Below are 16,540 nucleotides of genomic sequence, written 5' to 3' on the forward strand. Positions count from 1 at the left end.
GACCGCGCGCCTCCCCAAGGGTGGTGATCGCGGCCGCGCCGGTCTGCGAGGCTGGAGCCATGTCTCTCTCCGTAGTCCTGGCCGGTGCCTCCGGCTTCCTCGGCACCCACCTCTCCCGCGCCCTGACCGAGCGTGGTCACGACGTCACGGCGCTCGTACGGCGTGCCTCCGACGGCCCCGGCGAGGCCTCGTGGGACCCGTACGCCGCGGAGGTGCCGCAGGCGCTCATCGACAGCGCGGACGTCGTCATCAACCTGGCGGGCTCCCCCACCCTGGGCAACCCGCACTCGAAGAAGTGGGCGCGCGAGCTGCGCGAGAGCCGGGTGACGACCACGCGGGTGCTGGCCGAGGCGATCGCGGCGGCGCCCACCCCGCCGGCGTTCCTGGCGGGCAACGGCATCGCCTACTACGGCGATCACGGTGATGCGGTGCTCACCGAGGCCTCCGACAGCAGAGGGCATGCCCTGCTGACGGACGTGACCCGCGAGTGGCAGGCGGCGACGCTTCCTGCCGCTGAGGCCGGCTCCCGGGTCTGCGTGCTGCGCACCTCGCCGGTGATGGACCGTCGTTCGGCCCCGCTCAAGCAGCAGCGGCTGCAGTTCAAGGCCGGTCTCGGTGGACGGATGGGCGACGGGTCGCAGTACATGCCGATGTCGTCGCTGCGTGACTGGATCGGCTCGGTGGCGCACCTCGCCGAGCACCCGACCGCGTCGGGTCCCTTCAACATCTGCCTGCCCGAGGCGCCGACCAACCGGGAGTTCACCCGTGCCCTGGCCGCTGCCCTGGGGCGCAAGGCGTTCTTCCCGGTGCCCGCGTCGGTCCTCAAGGTCGCAGCGGGTGAGATGGCCCCCGAGCTGCTCGGCTCGGTCAACGCCCGTCCCGCGGCCCTGATCGCTTCGGGCTACACCTTCCTCGACGAGGACGTCGAGGCCCTGCTCACCACGGCGCTCACCGGCTGAGGCGCAGCAGCCGGTCGTCGTCGGCCGCGGGGTCTCCGCGGCCGTCGGTGTTGGACGTCGCCAGGAGGAGCGCGTCGCCCCCGGTCGCCACGACGACGTTGCGCAGGCGACCGTGCTCACCGGCCAGGTGTGCCACCGGCTCGCTCACGGAAGCTGGGGCTGAGGCGTCGGCGAGCGGGATCTCCCACAACGTCTGGCCGCGCAACGACGCCATCCACAGCGAACCCTCCCAGTAGGTGAGCCCGGACGGGGAGGCGTCCTCGGTGCGCCACACGGCGACCGGGTCGTCGTACTGCTCGGCGCCGCCGGTGCCCTCGACCTCGGGCCAGCCGTAGTTGGCACCGTTGCGGACGAGGTTGACCTCGTCCCAGGCGTCCTGGCCGAACTCCGAGGCCCACAGCCGACCCTCGTCGTCGAAGGCCAGCCCCTCGACGTTGCGGTGGCCATAGCTGTAGACGCCCGACTCCAGCACGTTGTCGGTGGCCGCCGAGCCGTCGAGGGCGAACCGCAGCACCTTGCCCGACCACGAGTCGAGGTCCTGGGCGCTGCTCGGGTCTCCGTTGTCGCCGGTCGCGACGTAGAGCAGACCGTCGGGCCCGATCGCGAGCGCGCCGCCCTGGTGGAAGGTCTCGCCTCCGGGGATGCCCTCCACGACCACGCTCGGGTCTCCGAGATCGGCGCCGTCCCAGGGCATCTTCACGACCCTGCTGTCGTCGTCGGTCGTGTAGTAGACGTAGAGCATCGACTCGTCGTCGGTGACCGCGAGCCCGAGCAGTCCCGACTCGCCCTCGGCCCGTACGTCGAGCGAGGCCACCTCGACCGGCGTCGAGGCGTCGGGCGCCAGCAGCGAGATGGTGCCGGTGTTGCGCGAGCCGATCAGCAGCGACCCGTCGTCGAGGGGCACCAGGCCCCACGGGGAGTCCAGGTCGGTCACGAGGTCTGCCGCGGCCAGGGCATCGTCGTCGGAGGCGACCGTGCTCGCGGATGCGGTGCGGGTGGCCTCGCTCGGCTCGTTGCCCGGGTCGTCGCCGCAGCCGGTGAGCACGAGGGCGAGCATCAGGACAGGCACGGCGGCTGCCGTCGAGGTCGAGCGCACTCGGGGGCGTGTCATGGCTCCAGCGTTCCAGGCGCGGGCAAGCCACCCCCGGGGCTCGCCAGCACCGACGCGACCTTCCAGCGCGCCCTGACCCCAGGCCCGCGGCGCAGCTCGATGCGTCGCGACGTCGCCCGGTCGATCGGCAGCGCGATCGCCGCTCCTCCTACGACGGCCTCGACCACCCCGAGCCGATCACTCACCTCGACCACCAGGCGCCGGTCGGTCGCCTCGACCACGCGCAGGGCGAGCACCTGGGGCTGGAGCCGGGTGACCCGGACGCCGCGGGCCTTCCACCGACGCAGCAGCGTCACATCCCGCCGGCCGGCCTCGGCTCGAGGCAGGTAGAGCTCGGCCAGGGCAGCGGCGTCCTCCGCCGCCCAGGCAGCCGCTCGACGACGGTCCCACGCCCGCAGCACCTCGCGTGCCGGCCCGCGAGCCGGCGCCGCGACCGGATCCGGAGCGGGCGCCGACGACACGGCCGGCGGCTCAGCGCGCAGCACCACCACGATCGACACCGCCGCTGCCCCGAGCGCCAGCGCGACCAGCACCACGAGCGCCACCAGCACCTCGGGGCGCCAGGACGGAGAGGTCATGGCACAGGACTACCCCAGATCGTCGTCGCACGTCGGCGCTCCTCCACAGGCCCGTGCGACCCTGGTGCGGTGCTGAGCCGCCGTCGAGTCCTGAGGGTGGGTGGGGCCGGCATCGCCGGACTCGGCCTCGCGGTGGCGGGAGGATGCTCCCTCGAGCGCCGTCTCGACGACGGCGAGAGCGCCGCCGGCGCTCCGACCACCGCCGGGCCGGTCGTCCAGGACACCTTCGTCTCCGCCGCACGGGGTGGGGTCTCGACCCGCTGGTCGCTGATCCGACCACCGGGCGTCGACGGTCCACTCCCCCTCGTCCTGGCCCTGCACGGGCACGGCGGCTCGACCGCCGGACTCCTCAGCGAGACCTGGGACCTGCCGGGCGCGCTGGCGCGGGCGGTGGTGGACGACGGCGTCGCCCCCTTCGCCCTGGCGACCGTGAGTGGCGGAACGTCCTTCTGGCACCCCCGGCCCTGGGGCGAGGACGCCGGCGCGATGGTGCTCGACGAGCTCCTCCCGCTTCTCCGGGCGCGCTCGGACGTGGCACCCGGTCCGATCGGGATGCTCGGCTGGTCGATGGGCGGGTACGGCGTCCTCCGGCTCGCGGGCCTCCTCGGGCAGCAGGCGGTGGCGGCCGTCGTCGCCAGCAGCCCCGGCCTCTACACGCGCGCCAGGAGCGCGCATCCCGACGGCTTCGTCGACGCCGCGGAGTACCGCCGGTTCTCGGTGATGGACGCCCAGAGTGACTTGGAGGGCATCCCGGTGCGCATCGACATCGGCACCTCCGACCCGTTCTTCGATGCCACTCGCGTCTACGTCGACGGCTTCCCCGCCGGCGCTGACGTGACGGCGGAGTACGGCGACGGCGGCCACGAGATCTTCTTCACCCAGCGCGTGCTGCCTGCCCAGCTCGCCTTCCTGGGGGCGCGGGTCGGCCGCACCGGCTCGGGCTGACTCGGGCTGACGCGGGAGTAGGCTCGTCGGGTGAGTCACACCCCGTCGCACCAGTCGCACCCCCCGCTCCCCAGCCCGGCCGCCGGTCTCGAGGTCGAGGTCGCCGGCCTGGGAGCCGAGGCCGTCGACTACCTCGCCGCCTGGGAGCTCCAGCGCGAAGTGCACGCAGAGGTCGTGGCGGGCACCCGTCCCCCGACTGTCCTCATGCTCGAGCACCCGCCGGTCTACACGGCCGGCAAGCGCACCGACCCCCACGAGCGCCCCGCCGACCCGGGCGGTGCCGCGGTGATCGACGTCGACCGTGGCGGCAAGATCACCTTCCACGGTCCCGGTCAGCTGGTCGGCTACCCGATCGTGCGGCTGCCCGACCACGTGAAGGTCGTCGACTACGTGCGCCGCGTCGAGGAGGCCCTGATCCAGGCCTGCGCCGAGCTGGGCGTCACCACCGCCCGCGTGCCCGGCCGCAGCGGCGTGTGGCTGCAGGCCGACGACCGCGGCCCCGAGCGCAAGATCGCCGCGATCGGCATCCGCGTGAGCCGCGGGGTCACGATGCACGGGTTCTCGCTCAACTGCGACGTCGACCTCGGCTGGTACGACCGGTTCGTGCCCTGCGGCATCGCCGACGCCGGGGTCACCACCCTCACCAACGAGCTCGGACGACGGGTCGGCGTGACCGACGTCCTCCCCGTCGTGGAGCGCCACCTGCGGCACTATCTGGCGTGGACGTCGTACACCCCGACGCCCGACTACGAAGCCCGACCCGAGCCCGGGCGTGTCCCTCCGATCGAGCTCGTCAGGCCGTGATCTACTCCCGCCCGTGAATGATCTCTCGGACAACACCTCGAGCGGGCTGGTCATCGAGACCACCGGGCTCCGCAAGGAGTTCCGCACCTGACGCGGGCTGCGCGTCGCCGTCGAAGGCCTCGACCTCGCGGTCCCCGCGGGCGGGGTGCACGGCTTCCTGGGGCCCAACGGCTCCGGCAAGACGACGACCATCCGGATGCTGCTCGGCCTGGCCCGCGCCACCGAGGGCCGGATGGCGCTGTTCGGCCAGGAGGTGCCCCACCACCTGCCCGCCGTCATCAACCGGGTGGGCGCCGTGGTGGAGATGCCGAAGTTCTCCCCCACCATCAGCGCGCGCCGCAACCTGCTGCTGCTCGCCGGGGCGATCGGTGCGCCGACGAGTGCCGTCGACCGGGCCCTGGAGACCGTCGGACTCGACGGCCGCGACGGCGACCGGTTCAAGTCGTTCTCGCTCGGCATGAAGCAGCGCCTGGCGATCGCCGCCACCCTGATCAAGGACCCCGAGCTCCTGATCCTCGACGAGCCCACCAACGGCCTCGACCCGGCCGGCATCCGCGAGATCCGCGACACCATCCGCGACCTCGGGGCGCGCGGGGTGACCGTGCTGATCAGCTCGCACATCCTCGCCGAGGTGCAGCAGGTGTGCACCTCGGCCACCATCATCGGCAACGGTCGTCTGCTCGCCTCCGGGGCGGTCGCCGACCTCCTCGACGGCGGCACCGAGGCGTACGCCGTCACGGTGCCCGACATCGCCGCGGCGACGACGGCGCTCCAAGCAGCCGGGCTCCCCGTGACCGCGAGCACCGACGGTGCCCTGCACGTGGAGAGCGACGACCCGGGTCGCGTCACCCGAGTGCTCGCCGAGCACGACCTGTGGCTGACGTCGCTGGTCCCGCTGCGTCGCGACCTCGAGTCGGTCTTCCTCGAGCTCACCGCCGACGAGACCCTCGGCCACCACGAGTCGACCGACCTCGAGGACGGTGTCGCATGACCGGCACGGCCCGCCTGCTGAAGGTCGAGCTGAGCCGACTCCGCGCCCGTCGCGCGGTCCTGCTCCTGCTCGCCGCCGCAATCGTCGTGCCCGCGATCATCGCGATCTCCACCGTGCTGTCCACCCGGCCGCCGTCCGGTGCCGAGCTCGCCTCCGTGCAGGCCCAGGTCGAGGCGGAGACGGCGTTGCCGCGCACGCAGCGCACGCTCGAGAAGTGCCTCGAGAACCCCACCCGCTACGGCGTCGACGCGTCGGGGACCGACGTCCAGCAGGCGTGCGAGGACAGCGTGCTGCCCCAGCCGGAGTGGTTCTACTACTACGAGCCGCTCGACCTCGACCGGGAGCGCACCTTCGGCTCCGGCACCGTCGTCGTGGCGGTGCTCGGGGTCGTGATGTTCCTGATGGGCGCCACCTTCGCGGGCCACGACTGGGCCACCGGCTCGATGAGCAACCAGCTGCTCTTCCAGCCGCGTCGCGCACGGGTCTGGGCGGCGAAGGCGCTTGCGGTGACGCTGGCGTCGCTGGTCGTCGCGGCGGTCGTGACGACGGCGTACTGGTTGTGCCTCGGCCTCGTGCTGCAGGTGCGCGACGACGCCGCCCCTGACGGTGTCCTGCTCGAGGCGCTCCAGCAGGGCTGGCGTGGAGCGTGCTTCGCCGCGGCAGGCGCACTGGGCGGCTACGTCCTCACGATGCTCTCGCGCAGCACCGTCTTCTCCCTCGGTGCACTCTTCGCCGTCTCGGTCGCCGGGGGCATCCTCCTGGGCACCATCGGACCCGACGACCGCGGCACGCTCGATCCCACCATCAATGCTCAGGCGATCATCACCGACGGCACGGAGTACTACGTCTCGGTGCCGGAGCGCTGCTACAACGGCTCCGGCGAGGAAGCAGCCGGCGACGACTGCGACGACCGGGGCGAGCGCAGCCTGCAGCAGGGGGTGACCTACTACGGCGTTCTGCTGGCCGGTGTCGGCGCTGCCTCGCTGGGCTCGTTCCGTCGTCGCGACGTCTCCTGACGAGGGGTCGGCGCCACGTTGGGCGAGCCGAGCACCACGCGTAGTGTTGACGCAGTGACGACCACTCCCACTCCCGAAGGCCGCAAGCTCCTCCGCCTGGAGGTCCGCAACGCCGAGACCCCGATCGAGCGCAAGCCCGAATGGATCAAGACGCGCGCGAAGATGGGCCCGGAGTACAACGAGCTGATGAAGCTCGTGAAGAGCGAGGGTCTGCACACCGTGTGCCAGTCGGCCGGCTGCCCGAACATCTTCGAGTGCTGGGAGGACCGCGAGGCGACCTTCCTCATCGGCGGCGACCAGTGCACCCGCCGCTGCGACTTCTGCCAGATCGACACCGGCAAGCCGCAGCCTCTGGACCGCGACGAGCCCCGCCGGGTCGCTGAGTCGGTGCAGAAGATGGAGCTGCGCTACGCCACCATCACCGGCGTCGCCCGCGACGACCTCGAGGACGGCGGCGCTTGGCTCTACGCCGAGACCGTGCGCGCCATCCACGAGCTCAACCCCGGCACCGGGGTCGAGAACCTCATCCCCGACTTCAACGGCAAGCCCGACCTGCTGCGCGAGGTCTTCGAGTCGCGCCCCGAGGTCCTGGCCCACAACGTCGAGACCGTGCCGCGCATCTTCAAGCGGATCCGCCCGGCGTTCCGCTACGAGCGCTCGCTCGACGTGATCACCCAGGCACGCGACTTCGGCCTGGTCACCAAGTCCAACCTGATCCTGGGCATGGGCGAGACCCGCGAAGAGGTCTCGCAGGCGCTCCAGGACCTCCATGACGCCGGCTGCGAGATCATCACGATCACCCAGTACCTGCGCCCCTCCCTGCGCCACCACCCCGTCGAGCGGTGGGTCAAGCCCGAGGAGTTCGTCGAGCTCAAGGACGAGGCTGACGCGATCGGGTTCTCGGGTGCCCTCTCAGGACCGCTGGTTCGTTCGTCCTACCGCGCCGGACGCCTGTACGGTCAGGCGATGCAGGCGCGCGAGACAGCGCCCGCCTGAGACCTGCTCGAAGAGTTGTAGCCGACCACGATCTGCGACGTCGTACGCAGTCCGACCAGATCCGACCAGATAGGCAGTCCCCGAACCATGGCCACCGAGCCGAAGATGTCACGCAAGGACAAGCGCGCCGCCAAGAAGGCCGAGACCGACCCGCTCAAGATGAGCCGGCGACGTCAGGTCGTCGAGACCTACCGGATGTCCAAGCAGGGCGATCCCCGCATCGGCCTGTGGATGCTCGGCTCGTTCCTCGTCTTCGGCGCCCTCGGCTTCGGTCTCTTCACGCTGCTGCCCGGCTCGGGCACCGCTAAGATGGTCTTCGCGATCATCGGCGGCGTCATGATCGGCTTCCTGGCGATGATGATCGTCTTCAGCCGCCGCGCTCAGAACGCCGCGTTCAAGCGGCTCGAAGGACAGGCCGGCGCCGGAGCGCGCGCCCTGTCGATGCTGCGTCGCGGATGGCGCGTCGACGAGGTCGTCGGCTTCACCAAGCAGCAGGACATGGTGCACCGAGTCGTCGGCCCTCCCGGGATCGTCCTGGTCGGTGAGGGCAACCCCAACCGCCTCAAGGCCCTGATGGCCGGCGAGCGGCGCAAGCACGAGCGCGTCGCCAGCGAGACCCCCATCCACGAGGTCATCGTCGGCAACGGCGAGGGCCAGGTGCCGCTCCCCAAGCTGATGAAGCACGTGCGCAAGCTCGGCCGTCAGGTCAAGCCCGCCGAGGTCACCGACCTGCTGGCCCGGCTCCGGGCACTCGATGCCCAGCGTCCCAAGGTCCCGCTCCCCCGCGGCCCCGTGCCGACGAGCATGAAGGGCATGCGCGGCAACATGCGCGGACGCTGATCCCCAGCCGATCCCCAGCCGACCCCAAGCCGATCGTCGGCTGAACGTCAGGGAGCGCTGATCTCGACCGGCGTGCCCCAGTCGGAGTAGCCGAGCACCACGGTGGTCGGCTCCCCGGCGGCCTCGAACTCCAGGGTCAGGCTGATCGGCAGGTCGGCCTCGTCGAGCAGCAGGGTCACCGCGGCGATGCCACGGACACCCTCGGGCACGACCAGTGAGGGGCGCGGGCGCGTGCCGAGCGGCAGGTCGTAGCGGTATGCCGCCGCGGCGCCGTCCGTCGGGGTGGTCTCCTGCGCACCCCTGGCGCCGGCGAGCGCTGCACGGAGGTCCAGCAGTGGGCTCCAGTCCACGAGTGCCGGGACGATGCCACCTGCGCTGCTCTCCAGCCGCGGGTCGTCGGGGTCGACGGCCGTCAGGTCAGCACCGGTGCCCGCGTAGACGGTGTCGTCGACCCGGCGCAGGAGCACGTCCGGCTGGCCGTCCACGCCTCGTACGACGGCGTCGTACTCCTCGCCGTCGGCATAGCTCACCCTGGCCTCGATGTCGGGCGGTGGCGTCGCGTTGCTGATCGACACCCGCACGCTGTCGACGGCTCCGGCCGCCGTGGCGACGAGCTCGACGAGCGCGGCGCCGGTGATCTCGGCACCTCCTGCTGTCGGCGTGGTGGGCGCCTGGCTCGGCGTGGCCCCGCCCGACGCGGCGTCGGGCGCGGCGGTGCCGCCCTCGAGGTCGGTGAGCAGGTAGGGCTCTGCCTCCGGGGCGGGGTCGCCGCCGCAGCCGAGGACCAGCAGCCCCGAGGTCAGCACGAGCGCGCCGAGCCGCCCGCGTCGCAGTGTCTGGGACGGGCGTCGGCGTGGGCTCATGACGGCATCAACGCGCGGTAGGTGTCCTTGGTGACGGTCGCGGTGCCGGTGGTCAGGTCGTGCAGGCCGCGGCCGTCGGCGCGGAAGACCAGCGGAGGGATCACGAGCGCCACCATCACCTGTCGCAGCAGAAGACGCAAGGGGTGGATCGGTCGCCACACGCCGTCGGCGGGCACCACGCGCAGCCCGGTGGCCAGCTTGCCGAAGGAGCCGGCGAGCAGCCAGGTGAAGGCTGCCGACTCGAGGATGTAGACCCCGAGCACCAGGAAGGTGTCGGTCCCGCCCTGCTGGGCGTACCGCTCAGTGCCGATGAACGCGACCACGACGAGGGTCGAGACCACCCAGTCGACGACGAGGGCGAGGAGGCGACGACCCCAGGAGGCGGTCTGGAAGGCATCACTGGTCGGGCCGGTCATCCGGCCAGCCTAGGAGGAGACCCCAGCGGTCGCAGATCGGACCACCCGTTACGTGGCAGACACAAAACCGATACGGTCGAGAAACGACCCGTTCGTAATTTCGGTCACCCGGCGCAACGTCGCTTCGGGACACCTACCTGCCAAACCGTGTTTGTGACGGCTGCGCACCAACGTGCCGGCCAAGGAGGACGAATGTTCAGCACAAGCGAGGAGATGCTCGCCTACATCAAGGACGAAGGCGTCGAGATGGTCGACGTCCGCTTCTGCGACCTGCCCGGCATCATGCAGCACTTCACCGTGCCGGTGTCGTCGTTCGACGAGAGCGTCTTCGAAGACGGGCTTGGCTTCGACGGCTCGTCGATCCGCGGCTTCCAGGCCATCAACGAGTCCGACATGTCGCTGTTCCCCGACGTGACCACGGCCTACATCGACCCGTTCCGCAAGGCCAAGACGCTCAACGTCAACTTCTTCATCCACGACCCGATCACCGGTGAGCCGTACTCGCGCGACCCGCGCAACATCGCGCGCAAGGCGCTGGCCTACCTGTCGACCACGGGCATCGCCGACACCGCGTTCTTCGCGCCCGAGGCCGAGTTCTACATCTTCGACAGCGTTCGCTACTCGACCGATGTCAACCACGGCTTCTACCACATCGACTCCGTCGAGGGCTGGTGGAACTCCGGCAAGGAGGGCGAGGACAACCTCGGCTACAAGACCCGCCTCAAGGGTGGGTACTTCCCCGTCGAGCCCTACGACCACTACAGCGACCTGCGCGCAGACATGGTCAAGAACCTCGAGAAGTGCGGCCTCGTCGTCGAGCGCGCCCACCACGAGGTCGGCACCGCCGGTCAGGCGGAGATCAACTACCGCTTCGACACGCTGCTCAAGGCTGCCGACGACGTGATGAAGTTCAAGTACCTCATCAAGAACACCGCCTGGGAGCAGGGCAAGTCGGTCACCTTCATGCCGAAGCCGATCTTCGGTGACAACGGCTCGGGTATGCACGTGCACCAGTCGCTGTGGGAGAACGGCGTCCCGCTGTTCTACGACGAGACCGGCTACGGCGGGCTCTCCGACATGGCGCGCTGGTACATCGGCGGCATCCTCAAGCACGCCCCGTCGCTGCTGGCCTTCACCAACCCGACGGTCAACTCCTACCACCGCCTGGTACCGGGCTACGAGGCCCCGATCTCGCTGGTCTACTCCTCGCGCAACCGCTCGGCCTCGGTCCGGATCCCGATCACGGGCTCCAACCCGAAGGCCAAGCGCGTCGAGACCCGGTTCCCCGACCCGTCGGCGAACCCCTACCTCGCGTTCGCGGCCCTGATGCTCGCCGGCATCGACGGCATCCAGAACAAGATCGAGCCTGCGGCCCCGATCGACAAGGACATCTACGAGCTCCCGCCGGACGAGATGGCTGAGATCGACCAGGTGCCCACGTCGCTCGACGCGGTGCTCATCGCGCTCGAGGAGGACCACGACTACCTGACGGCCGGCAACGTGTTCACGCCCGACCTGATCGAGACGTGGATCGCCTACAAGCGCGAGCACGAGATCGCCCCCGTGGCGCTCCGTCCGCACCCGCACGAGTTCGAGCTGTACTACGACATCTGATCCGAGGGATCTCCCTCGACGAGTGCCGTACGCCGTGACCACCAAGTGGTCACGGCGTACGGCACTGTGCGTGAGCCTCGGCTAGCCGGCGGCTCCCTCCGCGGAAAGCGCTGCCATCAGCTCGTCCACCGATACGTCCAGCTCTTCGGCAGCCGACTCGAAGTCCGGCGGAGGCCCGCCGAGTGCCGCCTCGAGCTCTGCCTCGGACACTCCCAGCGTCTCGGCCGCAGCAGCGAGGTCGGGCTCGACAGCCCCAGGCTCCGCACCGGCGGGCGCGGCCATCGGCGCGCCTCCCTGACCACCGCCGGCCGGTGGCGCTCCCGCATCTCCGGCCACCTCACCCGCAGCTGCAGTGGTGTCGTCGCTCGCGGTCGCCGACGTGTCTTGTGACGTGTCAGAGCCACAGGCACTGAGCGGCAGCGCCGCGGCGAGGGACAGGGCGAGAATGGTCTTCTTGATCGACAGTGTTCGCTTCATGTCCCCCACTGTCCGGGCCCTTGCTGTGCGCCCCCGGTGAGGCCGGTGATAGCCACTCATGAGCCGGCCGGCCGTCTCGAGCGCGGCCTTCAGGCGGGGACCCGGGAACGGGCGGAGCCGACGTGCTGAAGGAGCCTGGCCAGCGCCGGGAAGACCGTCACCGTGACCACCCCCGCCGCGACGAGCACGGACGCGACGTCCTCGGGCATGAGGTCGCCGTCGACCGCGACCTCGGTGACCGCGACGATGATGGGCAGCCCGGCCGCGGCGTACAGGCCGAGCTGCACACGCTCGCTCACGGAGGTGAGTCCCGACGCAGTGGGAGTGAGCTGCTCCCGCAGCCACACCACGCCACCTCGCACCACCAGGATCATCACCACGAAGGTCGTCAGGAGCCCGGGTGACTCGACCACCGCAGCGAGGTCGACGTCCATGCCCGTGGTCAGGAAGAAGACCGGGACGAGAAAGCTCCACGCCACGACCGTCAGCTTCTCGTCGAGGAAGTGGGCGTCGTCCGGCGCGATCGCCCGCAGGACGAACCCCGCAGCGAAGGCTCCGATGACCAGGTCGAGCTCGAGCACCGCGGCCGCGGACATCAGGGCCAGCAGCAGCCAGAAGATGAAGCGCATGCCGGTCTGGCCGGTGCCGTGCATCCCCTGGACGACGGCCTCGCTGATCCCGGGGATCCGGAGCAGCACGGCACGAGGAACGATCGCCACGAGGACCGCGACCCCGACGAAGGCGAGCAGCACCGCCATGTTGATCAGGCTGCTCCTCGAGCCCAGCACCAGCGCGATCACCAGGATCGGTCCGAGCTCGCCCATCACACCGTGGTTGAACACCGCCGTGCCCAGCTTGGTCGGCTCCAGGCCGATGTCGCGCAGGATCGGGGTCAGGGCACCCAGCGCCGTGGAGCTGATCGCCAGAGCCAGGACGAGGGCCACCGAGAAGTCCGCCACCGGGATGAAGACCCACGCCACCGCGAACCCGACAAGCATGCCCAGGATCCAGGTGACCGCGGCGTGCCGCCCCTGAGCCGCGCGGAGCGTCGCCGGCTTGATCTCCGTCCCGGCGATCAGGAACAGCAGGCCCAGCCCGAGCTCGCTGAGAAGCTCGATGCCTGGCCCGATCGAGGCGAGGCCGAGGTCCATGGGTGCATTCGCTTGCGGTGAGGGCGGGCGGTGGAGGTCGTGTCGGGATCGTGTCAGCGCCCGCTGTGAGAAGGCTGTGCAGCCCGTCCGTCCCGAGCCCGTCCGCGTTCGTCCTAGCCCGCGCCCCGATTCAGGGGCGCACCACCCCGAACCCCTCGACCGCGCGGAGCGAGCCGTCCAACCCGGACACGTGGCGCACCAGGCGGGTGACGACCGCGCCGAGGTTGTCGGAGGCGGTGCTGCGCACGACCGTCTCGGTGCGCGGCTTGGCGGCCTGCCCGTTGCTCTTGCGCACCGTGTCCTTGCCCGGCCCCCCGCGCAGGTCGTCGACCTTCTTGGCCCCGACGAGGAAGTCGGCGCCGTCGCCGCCCAGGACCACGTCGACCCCGACCTGACCCAGCATCACGTCGTCGGTCCAGGCGACGTCCTGCGGGTCGTCGCCGTCGAAGGCGATGTCGAGCTTCTTCAGGTCCTTGGCGGTGAGGGTGCTGCGGCCGGTGTCAGCGGCCATCCCCCACGCCACGGCGCCGTCGTCGGCGAGGAGGACGTCGTCACCGTCGTTGCCCTCGACCCGGTCGTTGGCTCGGTTGACCCGCACGGCGCTGTTCTTAGCAGCGGACCGATGCGGGGCCTCGTCGGCGTACGGCCCCGAGTCTGCCTTCTCGACGTTGAGGACGTCCTCGACCAGGTCGTCGAGCTGCTTGGCGAGCTCGTGGCTCTGCTTCTTCAGGTCCTTGGCCTCGCTCTTGCTCCGAGCCGCCCGGGCCACCACGACCACGGCCCGCCGGCCGTCGTCACCGAAGACCACGTCGTCGCCTCCCTCCCCGGCGAGGTCGTCGTCGTCCACGGTCATCGCGTAACCCCAGTGGAACCCGATCCGCTCCAGCTCCTTCTTCGACGGGTGGGCGTCGTCCGGCTCCTGGTGGTCGTCGTCCACGTGGTCCTCGAGCAGCTCGTCACGAGCCTCGACCGCATCGTGGAGAGCGCGCTCGGCGTCCTTGAAGACGCTCTTCGAGACGCCGTAGCGCTCGCCGTCCTTCGGGCTCGCGGCGCCGGCGCTCACCTGGGCCACGAGCAGCTGGCTGTCGTGGCCGACGAGGGTGTCGCCGTCATCGCCTCCACGCACGACGTCGTTGCCGACCTCCACCACGTGGTGAGCGGGGTCGACGAGGTCCCTGCCCGGCGCACCTTCGGCGACCAGCGCGTGGAGCACCTGGCCGTGGGCCTGCTCGGCCAGGAACGTGCCGTCGGCCGCCACGTGCTCGACGTCGCGAGCAGTGGCGTGCACGTCGAGCAGCAGCGACTCGAGGTCGAGGCCCCCGACGGGCACGGCGGCCTGCCACGGCACGACCACCGTCGCGTCGTCACCACTGACGGTGTCGCGCCCGCTGCCTCCGCGCAGGGTGTCCCCGGCGACGGTGACGACCGGCCGGTCGTCCGCGTGCCCACCGCCCTCGACCTCGTGCTGCCACAGGTCGACGTCGACGCCGAGACGGTCGAGGGTGAGGCTCAGGCCCCGGACGACGTCGCCGACCTCGCCCAGCACGTCGTCGAGCCGGTCGGGTGCGTCGAGCAGTGCCAGCGAGACCGTGAGGTCGTCGCCCACCAGGACGTCATCGCCGGCATCGCCGGAGACCTCGTCGTTGCCGGGCTGCACGTCGGGATGGTGGACGAGGTCGGGCACCGCGCTGACCAGCGGGCGCAGGGTCGCCCCGTCGCCCGAGCGCGTGAGGCCGTCACTCCACAGGGAGTCGAGCCGGTCGACCGCACCCGAGGTGACGGTCGGGGCCAACGCCTCGTCGCCGAACCAACGCGACGTGGTCTGCACCGTCGGCACGACGACGACGCCCTGCGGGCCGATGTCGAGACCGGCGCCGGGGGCGGCGCCGAGGAGCCGGATCCCCCGCTCGATCTGCGGCAGGTCGGTCGCGACGGGCAGCGAGCTGGTCGCGTTGTCGCCCACCAGCAGGTCGTCGCCCGTGCCGCCCTCGATGACGTCGTCACCGCGCTGGCCGAGCACCAGGTCGTCGCCACCGTCACCGAAGAGCGTGTCGTCATCGGCTGCGACGAGGTCGACCCGCAGCACCGTGGTGTCCCACGCACCGCTGCCAGGTCGCAGGATCTTCTCCCCGGCCACGTCGACCGCTCCGGTGAACAGGAGCAGGTCTGCCTCGACGAGCTGCTCGGCGAGCCCGGGGTCGGTGCCGGTCGAGGACGTGCTGTCGCTCGACACGCCGCCGGTGACGTCACCGACGTCCTCGAGAACCAGGTCGCGGTGCCAGGCTCCACTGGCGTCGACCCGCGGAGTGCCCGGCCCGTCCAGAGCACGGTTGATCGTGCCCATGTCACCCAAGATCACGTCGACGTCGTCGCCGCCAGAGATCGTGTCTCCCCCGAGGCCCCCGACGAGCTCGTCGTCGCCGGGCCCGCCGGAGAGGTCGTCCGCGCCGCGTTGGCCCTCGACCCGGTCGTCTCCCGGGCCGCCGGTCACCACGTCCGCGCCGGTCACCCGGTCGATGTCGTCGAACCGGACGACCTCGCGCACGACGTCGGCGAAGGGTGCGGGGTGTCGCAGCCACGTGTCCCCGACCAGCCTGGTGCGCGTGATGGTGCCGTTGTCGCCCAGGACCACGTCGGCCTCGCTGCCGCCATCGATCACGTCACCGGTGTCGGCCCCGCCGACGACGTTGTGCCCGCCGGTCAGGTCGTCCTCGCCGGCATCGCCGAAGAGCTCGTCGCGACCCTGCTGCCCGAGCAGCACGTCGTCGCCCCCGTCGCCGTGGATCGTGTCGCCACCACCGCCGTCACCGGCGCCGTCGTGGATCGAGAGGAAGGGCTGATCGTCCGGCAGGACCGCCGGGTCCCAGAGGCCGTGGTCGCCGAGCAGGATGTCGTGGTCGGCGCCACCGAAGAGGTCGTCGGGACCGTGGCCGCCGATCACGACGTCCCGACCGCCGTCACCGGACAGCTCGTCGTCGGCTCCGATGGACGTGTCCCGGCTGGAGGCCGAGCGGGCGATGCCGTCGTCGAGCTCGACCACGGCGTTGTCGCCGAGGACCACGTCGTCTGCGGGACCGCCCGAGACCTCGTCCCCGCCGGGCCCGCCAACCACCGCGTCGCGGCCGTCACCCGTGGCGATCTCGTCGTTGCCGCCGGCAGCGTCCGAGGTACGCGAGTCCAGGGTCGCCCGCGACCGCTCCGCGCCGTCGCTGACGTCGCCGGGTCCTCCGTTGCCGGACACGGTTCCGCCGTCGGCAGAGGTGAGCACGCCGCGGTCGCCGACCACCAGGTCGTTGCCGGCGCCGGTCGTGATGTCGTCGCCCCCCGACCCGCCGAAGACGACGATGTCGAGCGTCGAGCCGAGGTCGTCGACGACGTCGCCGCCCTCCTCGGTGTTGAGCACGACCGGCCCGTGCAGGTCTGCGTCGAGCGCGACGTCGACCTGGTCGGCGCCCGCCCCGGTGTTGAGAGTCGTCAGCGTGCTGACCCCGGTCGTCGCCGACCGGTCGGTGCCGCTCAGCGCGATGACGTCGCGCAGCTCGGAGGCCCACAGCGTGATGCCGTGCCCGAACTCGCCTCCCACGGCGTCGTGGGTGATGGGTGCCGGGGCCATCCCGGTCAGGGTCGAGCCGTCGTAGGTGACGACGGCATCGCCGGACCCGGCCTCGCGGTCACTGATCAGCAACCGCTGGCGGTCTCCGGCTCCCGCCTGCAGGACCAAGGGTCCCTCGACGTCGTCGAGGTGCCCGCCGAGGTGGTCGGTGTCGGTGTCGAGCGCT

14 protein-coding genes and 1 pseudogene are annotated in these 16,540 nt (G+C 71.2%); 8 read left to right on the top strand and 7 right to left on the bottom strand.

Annotation, left to right across the window (positions count from 1 at the left end; genetic code table 11):
- The first annotated feature begins 59 nt into the window (after positions 1-59).
- Positions 60-959: a TIGR01777 family oxidoreductase gene (locus VOI19_RS00280; RefSeq protein WP_323790943.1), complete on the top strand. Its 900-nt coding sequence runs from the start codon at positions 60-62 to the stop codon at positions 957-959.
- Here VOI19_RS00280 and VOI19_RS00285 read toward each other — a convergent pair.
- Both VOI19_RS00285 and VOI19_RS00290 read right to left on the bottom strand, forming a co-directional pair.
- Positions 949-2,070 carry a PQQ-dependent sugar dehydrogenase gene (locus VOI19_RS00285; protein ID WP_323790944.1) on the bottom strand — a complete coding sequence of 374 codons (1,122 nt, stop codon included), beginning with the start codon at positions 2,068-2,070 and terminating at the stop codon, positions 949-951. The genes VOI19_RS00280 and VOI19_RS00285 overlap by 11 nt on opposite strands.
- Positions 2,067-2,648, bottom strand: coding sequence for a hypothetical protein (locus VOI19_RS00290; RefSeq protein ID WP_323790945.1), 582 nt, complete (start codon positions 2,646-2,648; stop codon positions 2,067-2,069). The genes VOI19_RS00285 and VOI19_RS00290 overlap by 4 nt, the downstream gene beginning before the upstream one ends.
- Positions 2,649-2,717: 69 nt before the next feature.
- Here VOI19_RS00290 and VOI19_RS00295 point away from each other — a divergent pair, with 69 nt between their 5' ends.
- From VOI19_RS00295 to VOI19_RS00320, 6 genes are all read left to right on the top strand, one after another.
- A complete protein-coding gene (locus tag VOI19_RS00295) occupies positions 2,718-3,593 on the top strand; it encodes an alpha/beta hydrolase (protein ID WP_323790946.1) in 876 nt (291 codons plus the stop codon).
- Between the two features lie 30 nt (positions 3,594-3,623).
- Entirely contained in the window at positions 3,624-4,397 is a 774-nt protein-coding gene (gene lipB / locus VOI19_RS00300) for a lipoyl(octanoyl) transferase LipB (RefSeq protein WP_323790947.1), read from the top strand.
- A 97-nt stretch (positions 4,398-4,494) separates the two neighbouring features.
- Positions 4,495-5,388, top strand: a complete 894-nt coding sequence (locus VOI19_RS00305) for an ABC transporter ATP-binding protein (protein WP_323790958.1) — start codon at positions 4,495-4,497, stop codon at positions 5,386-5,388.
- Positions 5,385-6,404 (top strand): hypothetical protein, encoded by a 1,020-nt coding sequence (locus tag VOI19_RS00310; RefSeq protein WP_323790948.1) that lies wholly within the window; start codon positions 5,385-5,387, stop codon positions 6,402-6,404. The genes VOI19_RS00305 and VOI19_RS00310 overlap by 4 nt, the downstream gene beginning before the upstream one ends.
- Positions 6,405-6,458: 54 nt before the next feature.
- Positions 6,459-7,400: a lipoyl synthase gene (lipA, locus tag VOI19_RS00315; protein ID WP_323790949.1), complete on the top strand. Its 942-nt coding sequence runs from the start codon at positions 6,459-6,461 to the stop codon at positions 7,398-7,400.
- A gap of 87 nt (positions 7,401-7,487) precedes the next feature.
- Positions 7,488-8,240 (top strand): DUF4191 domain-containing protein, encoded by a 753-nt coding sequence (locus tag VOI19_RS00320; protein WP_323790950.1) that lies wholly within the window; start codon positions 7,488-7,490, stop codon positions 8,238-8,240.
- A 47-nt stretch (positions 8,241-8,287) separates the two neighbouring features.
- On the opposite strand, the gene VOI19_RS00325 is transcribed toward VOI19_RS00320, so the two are convergent.
- Both VOI19_RS00325 and VOI19_RS00330 read right to left on the bottom strand, forming a co-directional pair.
- On the bottom strand, positions 8,288-9,103 hold the full coding sequence (locus tag VOI19_RS00325) for a hypothetical protein (protein ID WP_323790951.1): 816 nt from the start codon (positions 9,101-9,103) through the stop codon (positions 8,288-8,290).
- Positions 9,100-9,519, bottom strand: a complete 420-nt coding sequence (locus VOI19_RS00330) for an RDD family protein (protein WP_323790952.1) — start codon at positions 9,517-9,519, stop codon at positions 9,100-9,102. The genes VOI19_RS00325 and VOI19_RS00330 overlap by 4 nt, the downstream gene beginning before the upstream one ends.
- Before the next feature lie 192 nt (positions 9,520-9,711).
- Here VOI19_RS00330 and glnA point away from each other — a divergent pair, with 192 nt between their 5' ends.
- A complete protein-coding gene (gene glnA, locus VOI19_RS00335) occupies positions 9,712-11,133 on the top strand; it encodes a type I glutamate--ammonia ligase (protein ID WP_323790953.1) in 1,422 nt (473 codons plus the stop codon).
- Positions 11,134-11,214: 81 nt separating this feature from the next.
- Here the strand turns inward: glnA and VOI19_RS00340 are convergent, their stop codons facing one another.
- The 3 genes and pseudogenes from VOI19_RS00340 to VOI19_RS00350 all read right to left on the bottom strand — a co-directional run.
- Positions 11,215-11,610 carry a hypothetical protein gene (locus tag VOI19_RS00340; RefSeq protein WP_323790954.1) on the bottom strand — a complete coding sequence of 132 codons (396 nt, stop codon included), beginning with the start codon at positions 11,608-11,610 and terminating at the stop codon, positions 11,215-11,217.
- An 89-nt stretch (positions 11,611-11,699) separates the two neighbouring features.
- On the bottom strand, positions 11,700-12,761 hold the full coding sequence (locus tag VOI19_RS00345; protein ID WP_323790955.1) for a cation:proton antiporter: 1,062 nt from the start codon (positions 12,759-12,761) through the stop codon (positions 11,700-11,702).
- Positions 12,762-12,891: 130 nt separating this feature from the next.
- Positions 12,892-16,540: pseudogene (locus tag VOI19_RS00350) on the bottom strand (hypothetical protein); the annotation flags it as partial.

It is taken from the genome of Nocardioides sp., assembly GCF_034670285.1.
GTDB lineage: Bacteria > Actinomycetota > Actinomycetes > Propionibacteriales > Nocardioidaceae > Nocardioides.

Coding starts and splice junctions, on each gene's coding strand:
- VOI19_RS00285 (WP_323790944.1), bottom strand. CDS start 2,070: ATGACACGCCCCCGAGTGCGCTCGACCTCGACGGCAGCCGCCGTGCCT.
- VOI19_RS00325 (WP_323790951.1), bottom strand. CDS start 9,103: ATGAGCCCACGCCGACGCCCGTCCCAGACACTGCGACGCGGGCGGCTC.
- VOI19_RS00320 (WP_323790950.1), top strand. CDS start 7,488: ATGGCCACCGAGCCGAAGATGTCACGCAAGGACAAGCGCGCCGCCAAG.
- VOI19_RS00345 (WP_323790955.1), bottom strand. CDS start 12,761: ATGGACCTCGGCCTCGCCTCGATCGGGCCAGGCATCGAGCTTCTCAGC.
- VOI19_RS00310 (WP_323790948.1), top strand. CDS start 5,385: ATGACCGGCACGGCCCGCCTGCTGAAGGTCGAGCTGAGCCGACTCCGC.
- VOI19_RS00280 (WP_323790943.1), top strand. CDS start 60: ATGTCTCTCTCCGTAGTCCTGGCCGGTGCCTCCGGCTTCCTCGGCACC.
- glnA (WP_323790953.1), top strand. CDS start 9,712: ATGTTCAGCACAAGCGAGGAGATGCTCGCCTACATCAAGGACGAAGGC.
- VOI19_RS00340 (WP_323790954.1), bottom strand. CDS start 11,610: ATGAAGCGAACACTGTCGATCAAGAAGACCATTCTCGCCCTGTCCCTC.
- VOI19_RS00290 (WP_323790945.1), bottom strand. CDS start 2,648: ATGACCTCTCCGTCCTGGCGCCCCGAGGTGCTGGTGGCGCTCGTGGTG.
- VOI19_RS00330 (WP_323790952.1), bottom strand. CDS start 9,519: ATGACCGGCCCGACCAGTGATGCCTTCCAGACCGCCTCCTGGGGTCGT.